Source organism: Bradyrhizobium campsiandrae (assembly GCF_014529705.1).
GTDB classification, from domain to species: domain Bacteria; phylum Pseudomonadota; class Alphaproteobacteria; order Rhizobiales; family Xanthobacteraceae; genus Bradyrhizobium; species Bradyrhizobium campsiandrae.
The window spans coordinates 30,740-42,117 of the sequence record NZ_JAANIH010000055.1 but is presented as its reverse complement, the minus strand read 5'-3'; the positions used below and the strand labels follow the sequence as shown (position 1 = coordinate 42,117).

Annotated in this window: 5 protein-coding genes; all 5 read left to right on the top strand. The window is 63.8% G+C overall.

What is annotated here, in order from left to right; all coding sequences use genetic code 11:
* Positions 1-154 precede the first annotated feature (154 nt).
* From G8O24_RS31560 to treZ, 5 genes are read left to right on the top strand one after another with little or no spacing between them, the layout of a single operon-like run.
* Positions 155-2,101, top strand: coding sequence for a maltotransferase domain-containing protein (locus tag G8O24_RS31560; RefSeq protein WP_188106248.1), 1,947 nt, complete (start codon positions 155-157; stop codon positions 2,099-2,101).
* Positions 2,102-2,111: 10 nt separating this feature from the next.
* On the top strand, positions 2,112-5,405 hold the full coding sequence (gene treS, locus G8O24_RS31555) for a maltose alpha-D-glucosyltransferase (RefSeq protein ID WP_188106247.1): 3,294 nt from the start codon (positions 2,112-2,114) through the stop codon (positions 5,403-5,405).
* Complete coding sequence (glgB, locus tag G8O24_RS31550) at positions 5,398-7,545, top strand: 1,4-alpha-glucan branching protein GlgB (protein WP_188106245.1); 2,148 nt, start codon at positions 5,398-5,400, stop codon at positions 7,543-7,545. The genes treS and glgB overlap by 8 nt, the downstream gene beginning before the upstream one ends.
* 3 nt (positions 7,546-7,548) lie before the next feature.
* The gene (glgX, locus tag G8O24_RS31545; protein ID WP_188106243.1) at positions 7,549-9,627 is read left to right on the top strand and encodes a glycogen debranching protein GlgX; all 2,079 of its coding nucleotides are present in this window, start codon (positions 7,549-7,551) and stop codon (positions 9,625-9,627) included.
* Positions 9,624-11,378 (top strand): malto-oligosyltrehalose trehalohydrolase, encoded by a 1,755-nt coding sequence (treZ, locus tag G8O24_RS31540; RefSeq protein ID WP_188106241.1) that lies wholly within the window; start codon positions 9,624-9,626, stop codon positions 11,376-11,378. The genes glgX and treZ overlap by 4 nt, the downstream gene beginning before the upstream one ends.

Genomic DNA, 11,378 nt, shown 5'->3' with positions numbered 1-11,378 from the left:
GTGGTTACGGAAGAGGTTAGTCGCATTTAACTCACGAACCGCACCTGCCGTTCCCAAGGGAACCAATGACACACAAGCGGCTTTCTATAGTGGTACCAAGCGTAGGTTCCCGACAAGGGAAACGGGCCCCTGCTTTCTTGTCAATGGCATCACCGTGAACAAGACAATTCAAACTGTCGAGAGTGCCGCCGCCGGCAGCGCTTTCCTGATCGAAGACGTCTATCCCTCGATTGATGGCGGCCGCTTCGCCGTGAAGCGCATCGCGGGCGAACGGGTCGAGGTGTGGGCCGACATCTATCGCGACGGCGATGCCACCATCAGCGCCGCGCTGATCTGGCGCGGCGAGCACGAGCGGGAATGGCGGCGCGAGCCGATGACCCACCATGGCGACGACCGTTGGTCGGCCAGCTTCGTGCCGACCGAGCCGGGCCAATATGTCTATGCCATCGAAGCCTGGACCGACGAATTTGCCACCTGGCGCCACGGCGTCGAACGCAAGCAGCTCAACGGCGCCGACGTCACGCTCGATGCGATCGAGGGCGCGGGCTTGCTGACCAAGGCGCACGGCGCGCGACAGGATGCCGCGACCGTCATCGTCAGGCAATGCGAGGACTATCTCGGCAGCGGCGATGTCGCGCCCCTGCTTGCGGCCGAGCTGAGCGAGGCCATGGCCGAGAGCCAGGCGCGGCCCGACCTGACCCGCTCGCCGAACTTCCCCGTTGTCATCGACCGCGACAAAGCGCGCTTCAGTGCCTGGTATCAGATGATGCCGCGCAGCCAGAGCGCTGATGCCGGCAAGCACGGCACGCTCCGCGACTGCATCGCGCGCGTGCCCGATATCGCGGCGATGGGCTTTGACGTGCTGTACTTCACGCCGATCCATCCGATCGGCCGCACCAGCCGCAAGGGCCGCAACAATGCGCCTGTCGCCACCGAAGGCGAGCCCGGTTCGCCCTATGCGATCGGCGCGGCCGAGGGCGGCCACGATGCGCTGCATCCCGAGCTCGGCACCATCGAGGATTTTCGCGCGCTGGTCGCGACCTGCCTCGAATACGGCCTCGAACTCGCGCTCGACTTCGCCGTGCAATGCTCGCCGGATCATCCCTGGCTGACGCAGCACCCGGAATGGTTCAAATGGCGGCCGGACCGTTCGGTGCGGACGGCGGATGGTCCCTATTCGGACATCGTGATCCCCGATTTCGCCTCGGTCGACCGGGTCGGACTGTGGAACGCGTTCCGCGACGCCATGCTGTTCTGGATCGACCACGGCGTCACCATCTTCGCGATCGACAATCACGACAGCGCACCGCTGCCGTTCTGGGAGTGGCTGATCCGCGAGATCAGGCAACGGCATCCCGAGGTGATCCTGTTCTCCAAGACCTTCGCGCGGCCGAAGCTGATGAAGGGCCTCGCCAAGCTCGGCTTCGCGCAGTCCTTCAGCTATTTCCCCTGGCGCACGCAGAAATGGGAGCTCGAGCAATATCTCGGCGAGCTCGCGCGCTATCCGGAGCGGGACTTCTATCGGCCGAACCTGTTCGTCAACACGGCCGATTTGCTGCCTTATCATCTCCAGAGCGGAGAGGCCTGGGTCTTCAAATCACGCATCGCGCTGGCAGCGACGCTGTCGGGCAATTACGGCCTCTATAGCGGATTTGAGCTGCTGGAGCACGAGGCCGTTCCCGGCCGCGAAGAATATCTGGATTCCGAGAAGTACCAGATCCGTCAGCGTGACTGGGACAAACCCGGCAACATCAAGCCTTACATCGCCGCGCTGAACCGCATCCGCAACGACAATCCGGCGCTGCAGCAGACCAATAATCTGCGCTTCCTCGGTGTCGAGGACGGCGAGACCATCGCCTTCGCCAAGGAAGCGGCTGAACCGGCCAATACTGTCGTCGCGGTCATCGCGCTTTCGCGGCATGTGCGCGAGATCTGGTTGCCGATCGGCGATCTCACCATCGACGTCGGCGGCGAGCGCCGCCCAGTCACCTCGCTCGAAAATCTCATGACAGGCGAACAGTCCCGCATCGAATGGGGCGGGATCAAATTGCGTATCGATCCCGACCGCGATCCGGCGCTTCTGTTCCGCTGCCTGGCGTAAGGATCACGCCATGAATGTTCTGTCTTCCGTCGACACCAAGAAGGCCGAGGCTGCCGAGGTCGTGGATGAGCTCTGGTACAAGGACGCCATCATCTACCAGCTCCACGTCAAGGCCTTTGCCGACAGCAACAATGACGGCATCGGCGATTTCGCAGGGCTGACCGAGAAGCTGCCCTATCTGCAGGAGCTCGGCGTCACCGCGCTGTGGCTGCTGCCGTTCTACCCCTCGCCCGGCCGCGACGACGGTTACGACATCGCGGACTACGGCTCCGTCAATCCCGATTTCGGGACGATGAAGGACTTCAAGCGCTTCATCCAGGAGGCGCAGAAGCGCGGCTTGCGCGTCATCACCGAGCTCGTCGTCAACCACACCTCCGACCAGCACAAATGGTTCAAGCGCGCGCGGCGCAGCCATCCGGGCTCGAGCGCGCGCAACTGGTATGTCTGGAGCGACACCGACCAGAAATACCAGGGCACACGCATTATCTTCACCGACACCGAGAAGTCGAACTGGACCTGGGATCCCGAGGCCGGCGCGTTCTACTGGCACCGCTTCTTCTCGCACCAGCCCGATCTCAATTTCGACAATCCGCGCGTCGTCAGCGCCATCATCCAGGTGATGAAGCGCTGGCTGGATGCCGGTGTCGACGGCTTCCGTCTCGACGCCATTCCCTATCTCTGCGAGCGCGAGGGCACCTCGAACGAGAACCTCCCGGAGACGCATGCGATCATCAAGCGCCTGCGCCAGGAGCTGGACGCCTATTCCAAGGGAAAGCTGCTGCTGGCCGAGGCCAATCAATGGCCTGAAGACGTGCAGGAATATTTCGGCCGCGGCGATGAATGCCACATGGCCTATCATTTCCCGCTGATGCCGCGCATCTACATGGCGATCGCGCAGGAGGACCGCTTCCCGATCACCGACATCCTGCGCCAGACGCCTGACATCCCCGCGAGCTGCCAATGGGCGCTGTTCCTGCGCAATCATGACGAATTGACGCTGGAGATGGTTACCGACGTCGAGCGCGACTATCTCTGGACCACCTATGCCAACGATCCCCGCGCGCGCATCAATGTCGGCATCCGGCGTCGCCTCGCGCCGCTGATGGACAATGACCGGCGCAAGATCGAGCTGATGAACTCGCTGCTGCTGTCGTTTCCGGGCACGCCGATCATCTATTACGGCGACGAGATCGGCATGGGCGACAACATCTATCTCGGCGACCGCAACGGCGTGCGCACGCCGATGCAATGGAGCCCGGATCGCAATGGCGGTTTCTCGCGCGCCGACCCGGCCCGCCTCTACGCGCCGCTGATCATGGACCCCGTCTACGGCTATGAATCGGTCAACGTGGAAGCGCAGTCGCGCAGCCTGTCCTCGCTGCTGAGCGCCACCAAGCGATTGATCTCGGTGCGCAAGTCGACGCTCGCCTTCGGCCGCGGCACCATGACCTTCATCCGCCCGGCCAACCGCGCAGTGCTCGCCTATGTCCGGAAATATCGCGACGAGGTGATCCTTTGCGTTGCCAATCTGTCGCGCGCGGCGCAGGCGACCGAACTCGATCTGTCGCCGTGGAAAGACCGCATCCCGCAGGAGATGCTCGGACGGACGCGTTTCCCGGCGATCGGCGAACTGCCCTACATGATCACGCTCGGGCCCTATGGCTTCTACTGGTTCCAGCTCCAGGAGCGCGACAAATCCGAGCCGGTGATTCCGCGCGCCGTGCCGGAATTCGAGACGCTGGTGGTGCCCGTGAACTCGAACTGGGTGTCACTCGCCCGCGAGCGCGGCGTGTTCGAGCGCGACGTGCTGCCGGGATTTTTGTCACGGACGCGCTGGTATCCCGAGCACAACCCCAAGCACATCAAGGCGACACTGACCTCGGCCGTGCCGTTCAGCGACATCGGCGACAACAGGCCGTGGATTGCGTTCTTCGAGACGACGCAGGACGACATCACGACGCGCTACGTGCTGCCGATGCAGATCGAGTGGGTCCGCTTCGACCGCGAGCGCTTCAACCCGAAGGCGCTCGCTGCCGTGCGCCAGGGCGCACGCGAAGGCACGCTGCTCGACGTCGCGACCGACCAGATCTTCATCGGGCTTTTCCTGCGCGGCTTGTCGCAGAATCTCGTCGTGGAGGAGAACAATCTGCGGCTGGAGTTCAAGGCGACGAGCCGGTTCTCCGAATACACCGTCAAGGAGCCGGCGCGCATCCGCGCGGTCGAGCAGTCCAACAGCACCGCGCTGGTCGACAACCAATATGTCGCCAAGATCTATCGCCGGCTCGAAAGCGGTGCCAACCCTGAGATCGAGATCGGCCACTATCTCACGGAGATCGCGCACTTCCCCAATACGCCGGCACTGCTCGGCAGCATCGAACTGGTCGAGGAGGACGGAAGCAGTGCGCTCGGCGTGCTGCATGCCTATGTCGAAAACCAGGGCGACGGCTGGGCCGTCACCACGGGCTATCTCGACCGCTATGTCGACGAGCAGCGGCTGCTGCCGCCAGGCGAAACGCATCGCGGGGCCCAGGAGCAGGCGCCCTATCTGCACTTCATGGCGCAGATCGGCCGGCGGCTTGCCGAGTTGCACATGGCGCTCGCCGCCGCAAAAACCGCCGATCTTGCCCCCGAGCCGACCGCTCCTGCCCACGTCAAGCGATGGGCGTCTGACCTCAAGAGACGGGCGGGGCGGGTCTTGGACCGGCTGGCAGAGAGCCGGGAGGGCCTGCGCGAGAGCGACCGGCTTCTGATCGACCAGCTGACCGCGATGCGCGCGGCCCTGCCGGACCACATCAACGCGCTCTTGCCATCCGACGTCACCGGGTTGAACATCCGTCATCATGGCGACTTCCGCCTCGGGCAAATTCTGATCGTGAAGGACGACATCTTCATCATCGACTTCGACGGCGATCCGCATCTCGCACTGGCCGACAAGCGGCGCAGGCTGCCGGCCGCGCGCGACGTCGCCGGCCTGGTCCGCTCGATCGATCTTTCGGTTAATGCGGCGCTGAATCGGGCGATCTTGGTGGGGAATGACGAGCACGGCCGGCTGACGACGGCGCTCGACGAATGGCGCGACCGCGCCACCGCGACCTTCCTGTCCGCCTATCATGAGGCCATGACCGACCGGCGGCTCTGGCCGGAAAGGAAACATTCCGCGGACAGCATGTTAAGGTTTTTCCTGCTTGATCAAGCGTTCGACGAGGTAGAGTACGAGCTGTCCCACCGACCGGAGGGGCTCCATGCGCCGCTGATCGGCCTGCTTCGCATTCTGTCCGGTGCCGAGAGCGAAGCCCATGCCTAAACTGCCAGCCGAAGCCTACGCCATCATCGAGGGCCGCCACTCCGACCCCTTCCATTATCTCGGGCTGCATCCCGAGGACGGAAGGAGCGTGGTGCGTGCCTTCCTGCCGGAGGCCTCGAATGTCGAGGCGGTGGGTGAGCACGGCGAGGTGGCGAGGCTCGATCGCGTCCACGATTCCGGCCTGTTCATCGGCGCCCTGCCCAACGGCTCCAGGCGCTATCAGCTCCGCGCCAAATTCGGCGAGAACGTCGTCGAGTTCGAGGATGCCTATCGGTTTCCGCCGATCCTGACCGATTTCGACCTCTATTTGCTCGGCGAAGGCACCCATCAGCGTCTCTATGACAAGCTCGGCGCACATCCGATGCGGCTGGAGGGCATCGACGGCATCGGCTTCGTGGTGCTGGCGCCGAACGCGCGGCGCGTGTCCGTGGTCGGCGATTTCAATTTCTGGGACGGGCGGCGTCATCCGATGCGGGTGCGTGGCGCCGGTTATTGGGAATTGTTCATTCCGCACGCCAAGCCCGGCGATCACTACAAGTTCGAGATCATCGGCCCGCATGGCCATCTGCTGCCGCTGAAATCCGATCCAATGGCGTTTGCCACCGAGGTGCGACCGAAGACGGCCTCCATCGTGTTCGACGAGGCGCATCTGCCGCGGCCACGCCAGGCACCCGAGGGCATCAATGCGCTGTCGGCGCCAATGTCGATCTACGAGGTCCATCTCGGCTCGTGGCGGCGCAAGGACGGCAACGAATGGCTGACCTATCGCGAGCTGGCCGAACAATTGCCGGCCTATGCGCGCGACATGGGCTTCACTCATCTCGAATTCCTGCCCGTCAGCGAGCATCCGTTCGACGGCTCCTGGGGCTACCAGCCGACCGGCCTCTATGCGCCGACCAGCCGCTTCGGGAGCCCGGAGGATTTTGCCGCGCTGATCGATGCCTGTCATCGCGAAGGAATCGGCGTGCTGCTCGACTGGGTGCCCGGCCACTTCCCTGACGATCCGCACGGGCTCGGCAGCTTCGACGGCACCGCGCTGTACGAGCACGCCAATCCGCTGCAGGGCCGCCACCTCGACTGGGGCACGCTGATCTACAATTACGGCCGCACCGAAGTGACGAACTTCCTGGTGTCGAATGCGCTGTTCTGGCTGGAGCGCTACGCCATCGACGGCCTGCGCGTCGATGCGGTCGCGTCCATGCTCTATCTCGACTACAGCCGCCCTCCCGGCGCCTGGATACCCAACCAGTATGGCGGCCGCGAGAACATCGAGGCGATCAACTTCCTGCGCCGCTTCAACACCGAATTGTTCGCCCGTTTCCCGCAGGCGACCACGGCCGCGGAGGAATCCACCGCATGGCCGCAGGTCTCACGCCCGGTCGAATTCGGCGGGCTCGGCTTCGGCTACAAGTGGAACATGGGCTGGATGCACGACACGCTGAATTACATCAGCAAGGATCCCATCCACCGCAGGCATCATCACGGCGAGATCCTGTTCGGCCTGCACTACGCCTTCTCGGAGAACTTCATCCTGCCGCTGTCGCATGACGAGGTCGTGCACGGCAAGCGCTCGATCCTGGGCCGCATGCCCGGCGACGAGTGGCAGCGCTTTGCGAATCTGCGTGCCTATTACAGCTTCATGTTCGGCCATCCCGGCAAGAAGCTGCTGTTCATGGGCGGCGAGATCGCGCAGAGCCGCGAGTGGAATCACGACCAGTCGCTCGACTGGCACCTGCTCGAATACAAGTATCATTCCGGCATCCAGTCCCTGGTCCGCGACCTCAACCGGCTCTATCGCGCGGTGCCGGCGCTACACCAGATGGATTGCGACCAGGCCGGCTTCGAATGGCTGATCACCAACGATGCCAATCGCAACGTGTTCGCCTGGCTGCGCAAGGGATTTGACGAGCACGCGCGATGTCTCGTCGTCGTCAACTTCTCGCCCAACGTCTATCGCAACTACCGCGTCCCCGTGCCCTTTGCCGGCAAGTGGAGAGAGGTACTCAACTCGGACTCAGCCCATTATGGCGGCACCAATGTCGGCAATATCGGTGAGGTCCAGACCGTGGCCGGCACGGCACCCGAACTCCGCCTTACCATTCCGCCGCTCGCTGCGATCTTCCTCGTTCCGGAAAGCTGACCGATGCGCCTGACTACTGGATCGCCCGCGCGCCTCGGTGCAAGCTGGGACGGACGCGGCACCAATTTCGCGCTGTTCTCGGCCCATGCGCAAAAGGTTGAGCTGTGCCTGTTCGACACGCAAGGACGCCGCGAGCTCGAACGCATCGAGCTGCCAGAAAGAACCGAGGACGTCTGGCACGGCTATCTCAACGACGTCTCGCCGGGACAGCTCTACGGCTATCGCGTGCACGGCCCCTATGAGCCCGAGCACGGCCACCGCTTCAACGCCAACAAGCTGCTGCTCGATCCCTACGCCAAGCGGCTTGCCGGGCGCCTGGTCTGGAGCGATGCACATTTCGCCTATCGCACCGGCTCGGCGCGCGAGGATCTGTCGTTTGACCGGCGCGACAATGCCCGCGGCATGCCCAAGGCCGTCGTGGTCGACGAGACCTTCAACTGGGGCCGCCGCGAGATCCGGCCCAACATTGCCTGGGAAGACACGATCATCTACGAGGCCCACGTCAAGGGCCTGACGCAGAAGCGGGACGACGTGCCCCCAAATTTGCGCGGCACCTATGGCGGGCTGTCGTCGCCCGCGATGATCGAGCATCTGAAGAAGCTCGGCGTCACGACCATCGAACTGCTGCCGATCCACAGCTTCGTCGACGACCGCATCCTGGTCGAGAAGAAGCTCGCCAATTACTGGGGCTACAATACGCTGTCCTTCTTCGCACCCGAGCCGCGCTATGCCCAGGACAACGCGCTGGATTCCTTTCGCACGACTGTCGCGCGGCTGCACGATGCCGGCATCGAGGTGATGCTGGATGTCGTCTACAACCATACCGCCGAAGGCAACCATCTCGGCCCGACGCTGTGCTATCGCGGCATCGACAATGCCTCCTATTACTGGCTGAATCGCGAGAACCCTCGCTATTACGACGACTTCACCGGCTGCGGCTCCTCGGTGAACCTGACCCATCCGCGCGTGCTGCAGATGGTGATGGATAGCTTGCGCTACTGGGTCGAGGTCTGCCATGTCGACGGCTTCAGATTCGACCTCGCCACCACACTCGCCCGCGGACCGAACGGCTTCGATCGCGGCATTTCGTTCCTCACCGCGATCCGGCAGGATCCGGTGCTCGCCACAGTCAAGCTCGTCGCCGAGCCGTGGGACCTTGGCCTCGGCGGCTATCAGGTCGGCGCCTTCCCCTCGCAATGGTCGGAGTGGAACGATCGCTACCGCAGCGCCATGCGCCGCTACTGGAGCGGCGAAGGCAGCCTGATCGGCGACATCTCCAGGCGCATGACGGCGTCCTCAGACCTGTTCAACCATGACGGACGGCGACCGCGCGCCAGCATCAACCACATCACCGTGCATGACGGGTTCACGCTCGCCGATCTCTTCAGCTACAACGAGAAGCACAACGAAGCCAACGGCGAGGGCAATCGCGACGGCTCAAACGACAACCACAGCAACAATTGCGGTGTCGAGGGCCCGACCGATGATCCCAAGATCCTTGGCCTGCGCCGGCAGCTTCGCAAGAACGTGCTGGCTTGTCTGATGCTGGCGCAGGGCGTACCGCTGGTCCTTGCCGGCGATGAAGTCGGTAACACGCAATCCGGCAACAACAACGCCTATTGCCAGGACAACGAGGTCGGCTGGGTCTCGTGGGACAATCTCGGCAAGGACGGCGACGACGTGGTCGATTTCGTTGCTCATCTTGCGGACATCCGCCGGCAGTTCTCGCAACTTCGCAGCCATCGATGGCTCGACGGCCGGCCGAAAGACGGCATCTCCTACGGCGCGCTATGGCTGACGCCGGAAGGCAACGAGATGACGGAGAGCGACTGGACTTTCCCGGATGGGCGGTTCCTCTCTTATGTGATGGGACCGATGGAACCGGGCAGCGCGGCGATCTTTATCGTATTGAACGCCGCCCCCGAAGAGATCGCATTCAAATTGCCCAAAATGCCCGAATACAAGAGCTGGCAGCAGATCCTGAACACGACGGATGCCAAGCTGAACAGCATCGATTTCCAACCCGGAAGCGACAGCAAGGCGCCGCCGCGCTCCGTGCTCGCCTTCGCGGGGGCGCTATGAGGCCATCCTTCGGGGCGAAGCCGACCAAGGACGGCGTGTCGTTCCGACTGTGGGCGCCGGGCGCGCGCCGCGTCGACCTCCTGCTCAACCGACGGCATGCAATGCAGCGCCGGCAGGACGGCTGGTTTGTCGCCGAGATCAGCGGCCTGCGGGTTGGCAGCCCCTACAAATTCAGGATCGATGACGAGATCGACGTGCCCGATCCCGCCTCCGCGTTCCAGCCCGAGGATGTGTTCGGCCCGAGCGAGGTGATCGATCACGACGCCTTCGCATGGCGCGCGAAAGATTGGCGCGGTCGCCCCTGGGAAGAGACGGTGCTGATCGAGACCCATGTCGGCACCTTCACGCGTGAAGGCAGCTACCGCGCCATGATCGACAAGCTCGATCATCTGGTCGCATCAGGCATCACCGCGCTTGAGCTGATGCCGCTCGCCGATTTCGCCGGCGGTCGCGGCTGGGGCTATGACGGCGTGCTCTGGTACGCGCCGGACAGCGCCTATGGCCGGCCAGAAGACCTGAAGATGCTGATCGACGCAGCCCATCTGCGCGGGCTGATGGTGTTTCTGGACGTCGTCTACAATCATTTCGGGCCGGAAGGAAACTATCTCGGCCGCTACGCGCCAAGCTTCTTTACCGACGCGCATACGCCCTGGGGCAGTACGATCGACTATCGGGCGCCGCAAGTCCGCGCCTTCGCGGTCGAGAATGCACTGTCCTGGCTCACGGACTATCGGTTCGACGGGTTGAGGTTAGATGCCGCCAACCACATCATGGCGATTCCCGGTGAGCAATCGATGCTGCAAGACCTCAGCGTCGCCACGGGCGAGCTCGCCAAGGTCACCGGACGGCACATTCATCTCGTGCTGGAGAATGGCGACAATCGCGCCAGCCTGCTCGACGCCGCGCAGGAGCCGCCGAACGGCAAATATCGCGCGCAATGGAACGACGACTATCACCATGTCTGGCATGTGATGCTGACCGGCGAGCACGCCGGCTATTATGCCGACTACCAGACCCCACGCATGGATCTGGCCCGTGCACTTGCCTCCGGCTTCGTCTATCAGGGTGAGATCTCGGAGTTCTGGGGCAAGAAGCCGCGTGGCGAGCCGAGCGGCAAACTGCCGCCGGCGACCTTCGTCAACTTCCTGCAGAACCACGACCAGATCGGCAACCGCCCGCTCGGCGATCGGCTGGAGAGCCTGGCCTCGCCGGAGCAGATCGAGGCCGCGCTCGCCGTGACGCTGCTCGCGCCGATGGTACCGATGCTGTTTCAGGGCGAGGAGTGGGGCTCGAAGGTGCCCTTCCCGTTCTTCTGCGATTTCCAGGGTGGGCTCGCTGACGCCGTGCGCAAGGGACGCAAGCAGGAATATGCCTGGGCCTACGCGAAATACGGCGACGAGGTGCCGGACCCGCTCGACCCGGCCACGCTGCAATCGGCCGTGCTCGACTGGTCCGGCCGCTCGCCGGAGCAGGAGGCGCGACTTGCGCTGGTGCGTGATCTCCTCGCGCTCCGCCGCAAGGAGATCATGCCGCGGCTGAAGGGAGCGCGCTTCGGCGATGCCGAGGTCACCGACAGCGGCCTGCTCACCGCGCATTGGCTCATGGGCGACGGCGCCAGGCTGCGTCTGACTGCCAATCTGTCGGACAAGGACATCACACATTCGAGCAGCAACGCGGGCACGCCGATCTGGGGCGGCGCGGCCAGCGACCGGCTTCCGCCCTGGTCGGTGGTCTGGCATCTCGGAGGTTGA